The organism is Lautropia dentalis (genome assembly GCF_003892345.1).
GTDB lineage: Bacteria > Pseudomonadota > Gammaproteobacteria > Burkholderiales > Burkholderiaceae_E > Lautropia > Lautropia dentalis.
Genome location: NZ_RRUE01000002.1, coordinates 211598 through 225725, shown reverse-complemented (window position 1 = coordinate 225725; position 14128 = coordinate 211598). Strand labels below are relative to the sequence as shown.

At 63.8% G+C, this 14128-nt stretch carries 14 protein-coding genes and 2 tRNA genes; 11 read left to right on the top strand and 5 right to left on the bottom strand.

The annotated features are described in order from the left end of the window. Positions 1–503 precede the first annotated feature (503 nt). Positions 504–1820, top strand: coding sequence for an anaerobic C4-dicarboxylate transporter (locus EHV23_RS09070; RefSeq protein ID WP_125095791.1), 1317 nt, complete (start codon positions 504–506; stop codon positions 1818–1820). 149 nt (positions 1821–1969) lie between these two features. Here EHV23_RS09070 and EHV23_RS09065 read toward each other — a convergent pair whose 3' ends face one another. The 4 genes from EHV23_RS09065 to EHV23_RS09050 all read right to left on the bottom strand — a co-directional run bounded on the left by EHV23_RS09065 (position 1970) and on the right by EHV23_RS09050 (position 5528). Next, entirely contained in the window at positions 1970–2635 is a 666-nt protein-coding gene (locus EHV23_RS09065; protein WP_125095790.1) for a DsbA family protein, read from the bottom strand. Positions 2636–2758: 123 nt separating this feature from the next. Continuing rightward, on the bottom strand, positions 2759–3154 hold the full coding sequence (locus EHV23_RS09060) for a group III truncated hemoglobin (RefSeq protein ID WP_125096783.1): 396 nt from the start codon (positions 3152–3154) through the stop codon (positions 2759–2761). A 286-nt stretch (positions 3155–3440) separates the two neighbouring features. Next, complete coding sequence (locus EHV23_RS09055) at positions 3441–4985, bottom strand: flavodoxin domain-containing protein (protein WP_125095789.1); 1545 nt, start codon at positions 4983–4985, stop codon at positions 3441–3443. 87 nt (positions 4986–5072) lie between these two features. Further along, a complete protein-coding gene (locus tag EHV23_RS09050; protein ID WP_125095788.1) occupies positions 5073–5528 on the bottom strand; it encodes a PAS domain-containing protein in 456 nt (151 codons plus the stop codon). 233 nt (positions 5529–5761) lie between these two features. Here EHV23_RS09050 and EHV23_RS16495 point away from each other — a divergent pair, with 233 nt between their 5' ends. Both EHV23_RS16495 and hpaR read left to right on the top strand, forming a co-directional pair. Continuing rightward, complete coding sequence (locus tag EHV23_RS16495) at positions 5762–6730, top strand: p-hydroxyphenylacetate 3-hydroxylase reductase component (RefSeq protein ID WP_125095787.1); 969 nt, start codon at positions 5762–5764, stop codon at positions 6728–6730. Between the two features lie 245 nt (positions 6731–6975). Then, entirely contained in the window at positions 6976–7674 is a 699-nt protein-coding gene (gene hpaR, locus EHV23_RS16085) for a homoprotocatechuate degradation operon regulator HpaR (RefSeq protein WP_238990403.1), read from the top strand. 191 nt (positions 7675–7865) lie between these two features. Here the strand turns inward: hpaR and EHV23_RS09035 are convergent, their stop codons facing one another. Further along, positions 7866–8795 (bottom strand): MBL fold metallo-hydrolase, encoded by a 930-nt coding sequence (locus EHV23_RS09035; protein WP_125095786.1) that lies wholly within the window; start codon positions 8793–8795, stop codon positions 7866–7868. 532 nt (positions 8796–9327) lie between these two features. Between EHV23_RS09035 and EHV23_RS09030 the strand changes: the two genes are divergently transcribed. From EHV23_RS09030 to rplJ, 8 genes are all read left to right on the top strand, one after another. Continuing rightward, positions 9328–9402: transfer RNA gene (locus EHV23_RS09030), tRNA-Thr, on the top strand. 105 nt (positions 9403–9507) lie between these two features. Beyond that, the gene (gene tuf / locus EHV23_RS09025; RefSeq protein ID WP_125095775.1) at positions 9508–10698 is read left to right on the top strand and encodes an elongation factor Tu; all 1191 of its coding nucleotides are present in this window, start codon (positions 9508–9510) and stop codon (positions 10696–10698) included. A gap of 30 nt (positions 10699–10728) precedes the next feature. Then, positions 10729–10804 (top strand) — tRNA-Trp (locus EHV23_RS09020). Between the two features lie 106 nt (positions 10805–10910). After that, positions 10911–11297 carry a preprotein translocase subunit SecE gene (gene secE, locus EHV23_RS09015; RefSeq protein WP_125095785.1) on the top strand — a complete coding sequence of 129 codons (387 nt, stop codon included), beginning with the start codon at positions 10911–10913 and terminating at the stop codon, positions 11295–11297. Beyond that, on the top strand, positions 11297–11830 hold the full coding sequence (nusG, locus tag EHV23_RS09010; protein WP_125095784.1) for a transcription termination/antitermination protein NusG: 534 nt from the start codon (positions 11297–11299) through the stop codon (positions 11828–11830). Before secE ends, nusG begins: the two co-directional genes overlap by 1 nt. A 243-nt stretch (positions 11831–12073) precedes the next feature. Next, a complete protein-coding gene (rplK, locus tag EHV23_RS09005; protein ID WP_125095783.1) occupies positions 12074–12505 on the top strand; it encodes a 50S ribosomal protein L11 in 432 nt (143 codons plus the stop codon). Continuing rightward, entirely contained in the window at positions 12506–13207 is a 702-nt protein-coding gene (gene rplA / locus EHV23_RS09000; RefSeq protein WP_125095782.1) for a 50S ribosomal protein L1, read from the top strand. Between the two features lie 346 nt (positions 13208–13553). Then, entirely contained in the window at positions 13554–14078 is a 525-nt protein-coding gene (gene rplJ, locus EHV23_RS08995; protein WP_125095781.1) for a 50S ribosomal protein L10, read from the top strand. The last annotated feature ends 50 nt before the right edge of the window (positions 14079–14128 follow it).

Here is a 14128-nt window from a genome sequence, read left to right as displayed (position 1 = left end):
TGAAGGACGGGACGATGCAGCCGGGAAGCGTTCCCCCAGGATGTCTGCGCAAAAGCCTCGCAGACCCTTGCAGACCTTCCGGAAGCTGCCATTGTCCGTCAGATTGACCGATTTCCTGCTTTGTGTCCAGAGGTGTCACGGGGTTTTACACGTCGGGGGAGGTGTTTCCGGGGGGTGTGCATTGCAGCATCGCTGTGGTGCCGGCCTGTGTCATGACCGCATCGATGCCCATGGACCCATGCGTCATGAGCGGGCCTCATGACACGTGTTGTCTGGGCGCTACGGGCAGAAGCCGATATACTCACACTTCGCAACAATCAAGAATCATTCATGCCTGTGGGAGACTCCCCGGCATTCAGGAGGCTCTGTCGCGATCTGCAGGGCGCACGCAGGGCATCCTTTACCCGGGGCGGGAGCCCCTGTCCCCATGCGGGGTCTCCCGGGCCGGACGGCACACCGTCTGGTGGCGTCACGCGCAGGCCACTCAGCCTCCGGGAATTATCATGTTTTTCGCCATTCAGTTTGCGATTGTTCTTTTGTGTATTCTGGTGGGTGCCCAGATCGGTGGTATCGGTCTGGGCGTCTTCGGCGGGATAGGTCTGGCCATTCTGGCCTTCGGCTTTCACCTGCAGCCCACCAGTCCCCCCATCGACGTGATGCTGATGATCATGGCGGTGGTTTCGGCCGCAGCCGCCATGCAGGCGGCGGGTGGCCTGGACTATCTGGTGCGGCTGGCCACCCGGGTCCTGCATCGCAATCCCCGCTACATCACCTTCATCGCGCCGGCGGTCACCTACACCTTCACTGTGCTGGCCGGTACCGGGCACGTGGCCTACTCGGTGCTGCCGGTGATTGCCGAGGTCAGCCGGCGCAACGGCATCCGCCCCGAGCGCCCACTGTCGATGGCCGTGATTGCCTCGCAGTTCGCCATCGTGGCCAGCCCCATCGCGGCGGCCGTGGTGTCGGTGGTCCACTATCTGGAACCGCAGCACGTGTCGCTGGCCGATGTGCTGAAGGTGACGGTGCCCTCCACCCTGCTGGGCATCTTCATTGCCTGCCTGTTCGTCAACCGGATGGGCGTGGAGCTGAAGGACGATCCGGGCTACCAGGCGCTCCTGAAGGATCCCGACTACCTGAAGAGCCTGGAGATTACCTCCAATACCGAAGACGGCCCGCTCAAGCCCACCGCGAAGACCTCGGTGGCCATCTTCGTGGGAGCGGCCCTGCTGGTGGTGCTGATGGGCGCCGTCAAGTCGCTGCGTCCGGTGTTCGACGGCGAACCGATGGGCATGGCGCATACCATCGAGATCATCATGCTGGCGGCCTCGGCCATCATCATCATGACCTGCAGGCCCGATGGCAACGAAATCACCCGTGGTAGCGTCTTCCATGCCGGCATGCGGGCCGTGATCGCCGTCTTCGGGGTGGCCTGGCTGGGTGACACGCTGATGCAGGCCCACATGGGCGAGCTGAAGGAGGCCGTGTCGTCGCTGGTGGAAACCGCCCCATGGACCTTTGCATTTGCGCTGTTCGTGCTGTCGGTGCTGGTCAACAGCCAGGGCGCCACGGTGGCCACGCTGTTCCCGGTGGGCATCGCCCTGGGCGTACCGGCGCCGATTCTCATCGGCACGCTGGTGGCCGTCAACGGCTATTTCTTCATCCCCAATTACGGCCCGATCATTGCTTCCATCGACTTCGACACCACGGGCACCACACGCATCGGCCGCTTCATCTTCAACCACAGCTTCATGCTGCCGGGGCTGCTCAGCATGGCCTTCAGCCTGGCCTTCGGGCTGCTGTTTGCGGAGCTGTTCCTGTAGCGCGCGGCATGGACCGGTCCGTTCCTGCGCTGGCTCCGGATTTGCGTGCTTGACAAGGTGCCGCGCAGGCGGGGAAACGCCGGCAGCACACGGCCGGATCCGGCCCGAAGGAAAATCTCCCCTGGGCGCCCGTGATGTGCCTCTGCCGGTTACAGCAGGTTGTCCAGCTCGTCCTCGGAGATACCGTGGATCTGCCGGGCAAAGTGCATGGGCTGGGTAATGAGCAGGCTGGCCGGCAGCGAGCGCAGACAGCCCTGCCCGTCGTCGAAGATGAAGGCGGGCACCCCGCGGGCCGAGTGCTGCTGCATCAGCGCCCGGGCGGTATCGATGCGGCTGCGGTGGGCCGCCTGCAGGGCATCCGTGGGGCGCTGCATGCCCAGGGCGGCCTCTGCCAGTCCCATCTCTTCCAGCAGCGCGGCCACTACGGCGGGATCGGTGACGTTCTGGCCGCCGGCATAGCGGGCGTGCTGCAGGCCCTGCAGGGCCTCGAACTCGCGGCAGGGGGTGGTGAGCGACACGGCCGTCAGGGCCAGGGTGGGCAGCGTGCTGTCGAGAGGCTGCTGGCTGCCCAGTACCCGGTCACGGTAGCGGGTGCTGAAGGGCAGGCCGGTGAGCTGCTCGATGTGCAGATCATTGGTCCACGCATGACCTGCCAGGGCGGTGCTCATCGGCCGGGCGCCATTGCCGGAGAACTGGCCGCTCGGCAGCAGGGCCAGCGCCACGCCGGTGGATTCCACCAGCCGGGCCAGTGCCTGATTGATGCCATAGCACCAGTCGCACAGCGGGTCGAAGAGGTAGGTCAGCGTCTTGCTCATGCCACAGCACCATGACTGGCCGGCGAATGTCCGGCCGCAAACCATCAGGAAACAGCCGGAGATTGTGGAACTGTGTGACGTAACGCGCTGAAAAGGTCTGTGTTGCCGTAGTGTTATTTGGTGTTAAGGCAGCGGTGTGGCCTCCCTGTCGGGAAAATTGCCCATCTGGTAGCCCAGCCACAGGCGCTGGGCAATGCGGCCGGCCATGGCGTTGGCCTGGGCGGCCATCCGCTGGTTGGGGTTGTCCTTCAGGTTGTCGGCAAAGAGGGCCAGCCAGCGCTCGAACATCTCGGCCGTGAGATGGGGCAGGGCCACGTGCTTGGGCATGGGCTGCCCCATGAAGCGGCCGGTGCGGCGCAGCAGGCTGGACCAGAAGTCTTCCAGCTTGACCAGATGGGCCGGCCAGTCGTCGATGTGATCGTTGAAGATCGGCCCCAGCACTTCATCCTCGCGGATGCGTGCATAGAAGCTGTGCACCATCTGGTGGATCTCTTCTTCGGTGCAGATGTCGGCAGGCATGATGATGCGGTCGGGCGCAAAGGAAAAGGACAGCGGAGGCGCCCCCCGTGCGGGAGGCACTTCCCGTGTCCTTCATTGTGACACCACGCCCCGCCGGTGTGCATTGACCTTCGTATAGAGCGTGTCATGGGCTCGTTCGTCCCCGCGGAACCTCCCTTTGGGCGTGCATGGACTGTGATGGCGGCGCTGCCAGTGTCTTGAAGCCGTGGAGGTTTCTGTGGTCCTGCCGCCTTGTCCTGCATGCTCGAGGGGGGCTTAGGGTCAGCCCCGAATCCGTGCGTTGATGTCAGTACAGCTCCAGGTGCAGCCGTCCCTGGCGCTGCAGCAGCTTCCAGCCCGTATCGTCGGCGGCCAGCTCGCTGCTGCCTTCCATCAGCGTGTTGACGGCGCCCGACACGGCCTGTTCCAGATGCGCCTTGTTGCCGCACAGGTAGACGTGCGCCCCCCGGTCCAGCAGCGGAAGCAGCGTACCGGCATGATCGGCAATGGCATTCTGTACGTAGTATTTTTCGGCGCCATCGCGCGAGAAGGCCGTGATCAGCGTGCCCAGCACACCTTCCTGCTGCAGGGCCTTCAGCTCGTCTTCGTACAGGAAGTCTTCCGAACGGTGTTTCTCGCCGAAGATGAGCACCGTTTCACGACGGATGCCCTGCGCCTGCATCTCGCGCAGCAGGCCGATCAGCGGGGCGATGCCCGTACCCGTACCCACCAGGATCAGCGGCGTGTCGGCACTGCCGGCCAGATGGAAGCCCGGATTGGCACGGCAGTAGATGCGGAACGGCCCCTCGTGCGACAGCAGCCAGCGGGTGGCCGTGCCCTTGTGCGGGCGGCCGTTGTGCTCGTAGCTCACCTCGCGCATGCACAGGTCCAGATGGCCGGCCTCACCGTGCGAGGCAATCGAGTAGGCCCGCACCAGGCAGGCCGACAGCAGTTTGGCCAGCTCGGGCAGCGGCACGCTCTCGGGCGAGGCGAAGTCCTTCAGGATGTCCAGGATGTCGGCGTGGTACAGGTACTCTTCCAGTGCCTTGCGGTTCTTGAACTTCTGCAGCTCCTTCAGCTTCTCGTTGCCGGTCAGCTTCGCCAGGTCGCGCAGCACGCCCTTGCTGATCTGCCGCAGCTCCTTGTGGCGCAGCAGGGCCGGCGCTTCGAACGAGCCATAGTATTTGGCCAGCGCGCCCAGCAGCTGCGGGTCGTTCTCGGCCATCACGTACACGGTGTCGCCGGCACGCCACAGCATGCCGCTGCCGGTGGTGTCCAGCCGGATGTGCCAGGCCGCCGGATCGCTGGTGTTGAGCTGCCGGCGTTCCAGCAGCGGGGCCTCGAAGGCCTCGCCGGCGCCGTAGGCCTTGACCTGCAGCTGCAGTGCGCGCCCTGCCTCCAGATCCCCGTGGAGCACCTTCTCCACCACCGGCGTCCACTTCTCGAAGAACTGCCGGTAGTTGCTGTCGGCATCCACCCGGTTGACCAGCGCCGTGGCGCCGCGTTCCTGCAGCAGCGCGTCCACCTGCTTCGTGAAGCCGCAGAAGTGGGGGTAGCTGGTGTCGCCCAGCCCAAAAATGGCATAGCGCAGGCTGGACAGGGAAGGCGTTGCCTGCAGCAGCGCCAGGAAGGCCTCGGCATTGCCCGGAGGCTCGCCGTCGCCAAACGAGGCCGAGATGATGAGCAGCGGATCATCGCCCTGCAACATGCCGGGCGAGATTTCGTCCAGCGTCAGAACCTCGGGGGAGAAAGCCTTCAGGGCCGGGTTGGCGGCCAGCTGCTGGGCCAGTGCCCGGGCATTGCCCGACTCCGACCCATAGCCGATCACCAGATGCTTGGCGATGGTGTTCATGCGTGAATGTGGTGCGTACTGCTGAAAGTGATTTCGTGACACGTTCCGGTGGCCCCGATCATAAAGCCATTTGGCCCCGCTGCCCGGTCAGTGCTGCCGGTCGTAGTAGTCGTCGAAGATTTCCTTCGCCTGTTCGACCGCCTCGAAGTCTTCCATCAGGTCGTTCACCATCCGGCGGATGCTGATGTAGGACGTGACCTTGCCTGTGTCATCGAACATTGGCTGTACCGTCGTGTCCACCACATAGACCGAGCCATCCTTGCCCACGTTGGGGATGATGCTCGTCCAGATCCGGCCGTCCCTGATCGTATCCCACATGTTCTTGTACAGCGACTTGGGTACATCCGGGTGGCGCACCAGGCTGTGCGGCCTGCCCACCAGTTCGTCGCTCGTGTAGCCGGTCAGCCGGCAGAACAGCTCGTTGGCATAGGTGATGTTGCCCTGCAGGTCGGTGGTGGAAATCACGGCCACCTTGTCCAGGGCGTCGAGCAGCGCCTGGTTGCTGGGGGCGATGTTTGCGGCGGTACTGGGAGCGATACTCATGGTTTACGTCCTTCGGGTTGGTTGCCGCCAGCCCCTGATTCCCGGCGGGGGAGGTGGCAGCAGGATAAAATAGTTGAGCAATATTATCGGGAATAAGCGCGAAGCGCCTGATCGCCCTGATGCAGGTGGGGGCAATGGTCCACGACACGCGCTGTACCGTCTGCGCCGCAGTACGGTGTGCCCCAGGGGCGGGATGTGATTGAATGCGCCCATTCCATTTTCCTTGCATGCCCATGAGCACCACTCCATCCCGGCCGCCGTCCTTCACCGAGACGCCGGCCATCGATCCGCGCGCCTTCCGGCGGGCACTGGGCAACTTTGCCACCGGTGTCACCATCATGACCGCCAGTGCAGGCGGGCGGCAGGTGGGCGTGACCGCCAACAGCTTCAATTCGGTATCGCTGGATCCGCCGCTGATCCTCTGGAGCATCGTCAAGCGGTCGGGCAGCTATCCGGTCTTTGCCGAGGCCACGCATTTTGCCGTCAACATCCTGGCAGCCAACCAGATCGACCTGTCCAACCAGTTCGCCCGTCCCGCCGATGACCGCTTTGCCGGCGTCGCCCACCGGGCCGGCGTGGGGGGCACCGTGCTGATCGACGGCACCGCGGCCAGCTTCGAGTGCGAGAAACATCAGACGGTGGACGGTGGCGACCACTGGATCCTGATCGGCCGGGTGGTGGCCTTTGGTGACTACGGGCGCTCACCGCTGCTCTACCACCAGGGCACCTACGGCATGGCCATTCCGCACCCGCAGGTCGATGAACCCTGCGAGTCCTGTCACACCACCAGCGGCCTGCACAGCCGCCTGGAGGACAACTTCTACTATCTGATGACCCAGGCCGTGCGTGCCTACCAGCAGGCGTACCAGGCCGAACGCCGCAGTTCCGGCTGGAGCCGTGGCGAGACCCGTGTCCTGCTGGTGCTCGACACCGGCGTCCCCTGCGACATGCGTTCGCTGGTCCAGCAGGCTGCCATGCCTGCACGGGAAGTGGGGCCGGTGCTGACCCTGCTGCGCGAGCGGGGGCTGGTCGAGCGGCTGGAGGGAGATCGCTTCCAGCTCACCCCGGCTGGCCACGAACAGGCGGTGGCCGTATGGGCCATGGCCGAGCGCCAGCAGGAACTGGCCTTCCGCCCATTCTCGGCGCAGCAGAAGGACGATTTCCGCGACATGCTCAAGACGCTGATTGCGGGCTTTCGCTGAGTCCAGGCCCCTCCCTTCGGTCCCTGCTCCCCCTTCGGAATACGCCCCTTCAGAACCGTGTCAGGCCCATCGGGCTGCGCCCTGTCAGTCACGGATCCGGGGAGGGTGACGCGGGGGGCGAATGAGGCCATGACACGCTCCGGCAACCCGGGATCAGGGGCCTGATGCGGGCCGAATCACCTACATTGCCTACCTTCAGGCGCGCTCTGGGGTATCCTGCCCCCATTGTGCATTCCTGCCATCCCATGAAAACAGACATTCGCCTCGACGCCCTTCAGGATGGATCGTCGCTGCCGGCCGATGCGCGGCAGGACGTGATGTCTCCTCAAACCGCCGCTTCACCCGGGCAGCCGCAGACGGTCGATGTGCCGGTTTCCCTGACCGATGTGCCCCTGCCTGCCGGCGCGGCTGCCCTGGATCACGACAGCATCCCGCTGGCCGATCCCGGCTTCCTGCTGTCCGTCGAATGCCCGGGGCGCCCCAATGCCGGCGCTTCGCCCGTCGGGCTGGTGCCGGGCGCGTCCCCCATGGAGCGCCCTTCGCTCACGCTGGCCCTGCTGCAGGCCCGGGAGGCGGCCATGCTGTTCTTCCGGCCGCTGCTCAACCGGCATGGGCTCACCGAACAGCAGTGGCGCGTCATCCGCGTGCTGTACCGCCACGGTGTGCTCGAAAGCCACTGCCTGGCCGATCTGGTCTGCATCCTGAAGCCCAGCATGACGGGCGTGCTGCAGCGCATGGAGCGCAACGGGATGGTGCGCCGCTACAAGGCCAGTCACGACCAGCGCCGCGTCTTCGTGGAGCTGACCGAAGCAGGGCGAACCTGCTTCGAGCGCATGTCCGGCGAGGTGGAGAACAGCTATGCCCGTCTGCAGGAGAAGTTCAGCGAAGAGAAGATCCACCAGCTGCTGATGCTGCTGGATGAACTGCGGGTGCTGCATCCCTGACTGTCATGAACGCATTCGTCCCCATGCACGCATTCGTTTCCGTGTGGGCCGGCCAAAGCCCTGGTTGTCCAGGACACGAACATAGTAACGGGGCAGCCAACCCCGCACGCGTGCCGCTGGCCCGGGCGCCGGAAGGCAAACGGCCTCCGGCAGGGAGGCCGACTCCCGGAATTACAGGCCCCTGACCGGCATCACGGCCACTGCATCTCGCCCTTGGCCACCTTGGCGCTCATCTCCAGCGAGCCTTCGCCGCTCAGCTTCGGATAGCGGACCTTCATGGCCTCGATCAGCTCGGCCGAGTTGCGCGCTTTGGCCGTTTCCTCGTCGAAGGCACGGATGTAGTCGGCCGTGAAACGTGCCGCGCTCGTGTCGAGGGCACTGCCGGGTGCATAGTGGCCGGGAATGACCACGGACGGCTGCAGCTGCTCGATGCGCGCCAGCGTTTCCAGCCAGGCCGCATGCGAGGCGGGGGTCTGCGTGTCGGCCATCCAGACGTGCTCGCCGGCCACGACCGGAATGCCGCCTGCCACCACGCGAATCGACGGAATCCACACGAAGGTACGGTCCGGCGAAGGTCCATCCAGCCCCACCACCTGCAGCGTCTGGCCTTCCAGCTTCAGGCGGTCACCGTCCAGGGGCTCGGGGATGATGATCTGCTTCGGTGCGTTCTCACCCAGCTGTGGGCCCCAGACCTTGCGCTTGACGGCCTCGGTGGCCCGGATGTTCCGGATGGTCTGCGGCGTGGCCACGATCCGCGCCTCGGGGAAGGCCGCGTGCAGCGTGTCCAGCCCGAAGTAGTAGTCTGGATCGGAGTGGCTGATGTAGATGGTGGTCAGCTTCTTGCCGCTCTTGCGGACCATCTCCGCCACCTTGCGGGCATCGGCAGCGGAGAACTGCGCGTCGATCAGCACGGCCTCCTTCTTGCCCTGCACCAGGGTGGACGACACGGCGAAGATGGCTTCCTCGCCCGGATTGTAGGTGCCGATGATCAGCGGCGCCTCGGCCATTTCCTTCACGCCGGCGGTGGCGCGGGAAGTGTGGGCAGCCTGCGGCAGCTGGCTGCAGCCGGCCAGGGCGGCAGCGACGGCGAGGGCGATCAGGGACGGGTTGAATCGTTTCATGGTCCTGGAGAAAAAGGTTGTGAAGCGCGAAGTGGAGACTGTGCGGCCGCAGGCCATGCGCCGGAGGGCTCTGTAAAAGCCTGCCTGCATTCCGGCTTTCATGCCCGTGCGGTCCAGAGGGTGGCCATTGCCGGCGATGGTGTTCTGGTTCGCCCTCATCATGGAGCCAAGGGCGCCCGCCTGCCTCTGCAGAGGCTCCGGTGGCTCATCCCGGTCATGGAGAAAGCGCTGGCAGATTCGTGCAGCGAACCCTGATGTGATGTTGCCAGAAACGCCGGCCCGATGCCGGCGGGACAGGCTGTTTCTCCCCACGGACCAGTCGATCATGTGTGTGGAAAGTCACAGATGGCGAGGGTCATCGCGTGCGGGAGGGGCGGGAGGACTTTTTTGCATCCCCCTTGCACGCAAGGGAAAAAGTCAGCATAATCCCGTTCTGACCACGCAGACAGCAGCTGCAGCACGTGTTATACTGCGCGCTTGCCCCCAAACGTCTGCTCCTTCGCTTGCCAAAGTGAAGCGTATCGGGGTCAATGCCCATGTGGCTCAGTGGTAGAGCACTCCCTTGGTAAGGGAGAGGTCGCGCGTTCGATCCGCGCCATGGGCACCACATTTTCTGCGCTGATTCTTCTGTCAGCGCATCCGGTCAGGGAGCGTCCCTGGCGTTTCATGGGCCAGCCAGCCACCTCCATCCAGACATCAGGAGTCTTCAGTTATGGCAAAGGGCAAGTTTGAACGGACCAAGCCGCACGTGAACGTGGGCACCATCGGTCACGTGGACCATGGCAAGACGACGCTGACGGCTGCGATCGCCACGGTGCTGTCGAAGAAATACGGTGGTGAGGCCAAGGGCTACGACCAGATCGACAACGCGCCGGAAGAGAAGGCCCGGGGCATCACGATCAACACCTCGCACGTCGAGTACGAAACGGCCACGCGTCACTACGCACACGTGGACTGCCCGGGACACGCCGACTACGTGAAGAACATGATCACCGGCGCCGCCCAGATGGACGGTGCGATCCTGGTGGTGTCGTCGGCCGACGGCCCGATGCCGCAGACGCGCGAGCACATTTTGCTGGCCCGTCAGGTGGGCGTGCCCTACATCATCGTGTTCATGAACAAGGCCGACATGGTCGATGACGCCGAGCTGCTGGAGCTGGTGGAGATGGAAGTGCGCGAGCTTCTGTCGAAGTACGAGTTCCCGGGCGACGATCTGCCGATCGTCAAGGGCTCGGCCCTGAAGGCGCTGGAAGGCGACCAGAGCGAGATCGGCGAGCCGGCCATCATCAAGCTGGCCGAGGCGCTGGACAGCTACATCCCCGAGCCGGAGCGTGCCGTGGACGGTACGTTCCTGATGCCGATCGAGGACGTGTTCTCGATCTCGGGTCGTGGTACGGTGGTGACGGGCCGTGTCGAGCGCGGCATCATCAAGGTCGGCGACGAGATCGAGATCGTCGGTATCCGCGACACGCAGAAAACCACCTGCACCGGCGTGGAGATGTTCCGCAAGCTGCTGGATCAGGGCCAGGCGGGCGACAACGTGGGTATTCTGCTGCGTGGTACGAAGCGTGAGGATGTCGAGCGTGGTCAGGTGCTGGCCAAGCCGGGCACGATCAAGCCGCACACCGAGTTCGAAGCCGAGGTGTACATTCTGAGCAAGGACGAAGGTGGCCGTCACACGCCGTTCTTCTCGAACTACCGTCCGCAGTTCTACTTCCGTACGACGGACGTGACGGGATCGGTGACGCTGCCGGAAGGCACCGAGATGGTGATGCCGGGCGACAACGTGCAGATGAAGGTCAAGCTGATTGCGCCGATCGCCATGGAACAGGGTCTGCGTTTCGCCATCCGTGAAGGTGGCCGTACCGTGGGCGCCGGCGTGGTGGCCAAGGTCATCGCCTGATCAGTCAAACACAGTTCATTGCAGGAAAGTAGGGGCATAGCTCAACTGGCAGAGCGTTGGTCTCCAAAACCAAAGGTTGGGGGTTCGATTCCCTCTGCCCCTGCCACTTTCCTCAAGGTGTTGCAATCGAAACGGGCCTCCCAAAGGCCCGCTTTCGTCAGAACAAGAGTCATCACAAGGCAGTTTTCACTGCATATTCCCAGGCTGGATACATGGCAGCTCAGCAAAAAGTCGAAGATGTCACTTCGGGTGGCGACCGAGTCAAGCTGGTGCTCGCCATCCTGGCTGTGGTGGCAGGTCTCGCTGGTTTCTACATGCTGTCCGAGCAGGCGCTGATCTTCCGCGTCCTCTCGGTCATCGGTGGCCTGGTGGTCGGTGCCGGTATTGCCTATCTGTCTGCACCTGGCCGTCGTGCGCTGGCCTTCATGCGTGAGTCGTGGGCCGAGGCGCGTCGCGTGGTCTGGCCCACCAAGAAGGAAACCTGGACCATCACCCTGTACGTCTTCCTGTTCGTGGTCGTCATGGCCTTGTTCCTGTGGCTCGTCGATTCCGGGCTGCAGTACGTGCTGTACGATCTCGTGCTGGGCTGGAGCCGTTGATGAGCAAACGCTGGTATGTCGTGCATGCCTACTCGGGCATGGAAAAGAGCGTTGGCCGTGCCATTCGTGAGCGGGTCGAGCGTTCGGGCATGCAGGATCTGTTCGGTCAGATTCTCGTCCCCACCGAAGAAGTGGTCGAAATGAAGAACGGCCAGCGCACCATCAGTGAGCGCCGCTTCTTCCCGGGCTATGTGCTCGTCGAAATGGAAATGAACGACGACACCTGGCACCTCGTCAAGAACACCAGCAAGGTCACCGGTTTCGTGGGTGGCAGTGGCAACCGTCCTGCCGCCATCTCGCAGGCCGAAGTCGACAAGATCATGAGCCAGATGGCCGAGGGCGTCGAAAAGCCGCGGCCCAAGACGCTCTTCGAGGTGGGCGAGATGGTGCGGGTCAAGGAAGGCCCGTTTGCCGACTTCAACGGCAACGTCGAAGAGGTCAGCTACGACAAGAACCGCCTCACCGTGTCGGTCACCATCTTCGGCCGTGCCACCCCGGTCGAGCTGGAGTTCGGTCAGGTCGAAAAGGTCTGATCCCCTTTTTCTTTCGCCCGGTTGCGACAGGTGTCGAACCGGGTGTTGACAAATCCAGCGACGGTACTGCAGAAGTGCCGTACGTTTGGTACCATTCCGCGATTCTGCATCGATGTCTTCGGGCATCGGCACGGTTTCAAGGCAGTGCGCCCCGTGCACACTGCATTTTGAGGAGCCTGGAGAAGGCCGGCCTACCCCGCCTGCCGCTCTTTGGGCGATCGCACTCACTCAGGAGTAGCCTTCATGGCCAAGAAAATCGTCGGCTTCATCAAGCTGCAGGTTCCTGCAGGCAAAGCCAACCCCTCGCCCCCGATCGGCCCCGCACTGGGTCAGCGTGGTCTGAACATCATGGAATTCTGCAAGCAGTTCAATGCCCAGAGCCAGGGCATGGAACCGGGCCTGCCCATTCCCGTGGTGATCACCGCCTTTGCCGACAAGAGCTTCACCTTCATCATGAAGACGCCCCCGGCGTCCATCCTGATCAAGAAGGCCGCCAAGATCGACAAGGGTTCCAAAACCCCCCATACCGACAAGGTGGGTACGCTCACGCGCGAACAGCTGGAGCAGATCGCCAAAACCAAACAGCCTGACCTCAGCGCTGCCGATCTGGATGCTGCCGTGCGTACCATCGCCGGCTCTGCCCGCAGCATGGGCGTCAACGTGGAGGGCGTATAAATGGCCAAGCTCAGCAAACGCGCCAAGGCACTTGCCGCCAAGGTCGAATCGAACCGCCTGTACCCCGCCGCTGATGCCCTGTCGCTGGTGAAGGAATGCGCCAACGCCAAGTTCGACGAGTCCGTCGACGTGGCCGTGCAACTGGGTATCGACCCGCGCAAATCCGACCAGCTGGTGCGTGGCTCGGTGGTGCTGCCCCGTGGTACCGGCAAACCGGTGCGTGTGGCCGTGTTCACCCAGGGTGCCAAGGCTGACGAGGCCAAGGCTGCCGGTGCCGACATCGTCGGCATGGAAGACCTGGCCGAACAGGTCAAGGCCGGCAACCTGAACTTCGACGTGGTCATCGCCTCGCCGGACGCCATGCGTGTGGTTGGCTCGCTGGGCCAGATCCTCGGTCCCCGTGGCCTGATGCCGAACCCGAAGGTCGGCACCGTCACCCCCAACGTGGCCGAGGCCGTCAAGAACGCCAAGTCGGGTCAGGTCCAGTACCGTACCGACAAGGCCGGGATCATTCACAGCACCATCGGCCGTGCCTCGTTCGACGTGGCAGCGCTGCAGGAAAACCTGGCAGCCCTGGTCGATGCGCTGGTTCGTGCCAAGCCGGCCACCTCGAAGGGTCTGTACCTGCGCAAGGTGGCCGTGTCCAGCACCATGGGCGTGGGCGTGAAGGTCGATACCGCGACCGTCAACCCCGGCGCCTGATTCACAGAACTTTGGGCCGCACCTCCGGGTGCGGGTTATCAAAGACCGTATGGGGCCAGCCGTGAGGCAGCACGCAGGTGCTGCCAGAGTGGGGACGCCTTGAATGTCCGGCCGGTCGTTACTACCTGAAGAAGCGAAACGCTTCGGCAGGCAGCAGGCCGAAACGCCGGACGCCATACGCAGATGGCGGTCCTGAAGCATGAAGGTTTCAATTGCAGACAGGGTTTGCGGTGCGGGCTTCCCGCGCATGCCGGCTTTGGCTGTGGCAGAAAACTTCACACCTGATCGCCGTGTTGTCAACGATGGGCGTGCTTCGGCACAACCATCTCATTTGTAAGGAAAGACCGTGGCTCTCAATCGTGAAGAGAAAGCGGCCGTTATCGAGGAAGTCTCTGCCCAGGTGGCAACGGCTGGCTCGATCATCCTGGCCGAGTACCGTGGTCTGACAGTCGAGAAGATTACCCAGCTGCGCAAGCAGGCACGGGAATCGGGTGTGTATCTGCGCGTGTTGAAAAACACGCTGGTACGTCGCGCCGTTCAGGGAACGCCCTACGAGAAGCTTGCCGACCAGATGGCCGGTCCGCTGATGTATGGCATTTCCACTGACCCGGTTGCGCCGGCCAAGCTGATGGCTGCCTTCGCCAAGGCCAACGATCAGCTCGTGCTCAAGGGTGGTGCCATGCCCAACGTGGTCATGGACATCGCCGGGGTTCAGGCCCTGGCCACCATGCCGAGCCGCGACGAGCTGCTGGCCAAGCTGCTGGGCACCATGCAGGCACCGGTTGCCACCTTCGTTCGCACCCTCAACGAGGTGCCGACGAAGTTCGTTCGCGGCCTGGCGGCCGTGCGCGACAAGCAGGAAGCTGCCTGAGCAACCCCAAGAACATCGACTGTCGGGCATTCAACCGACAAACCTACGCA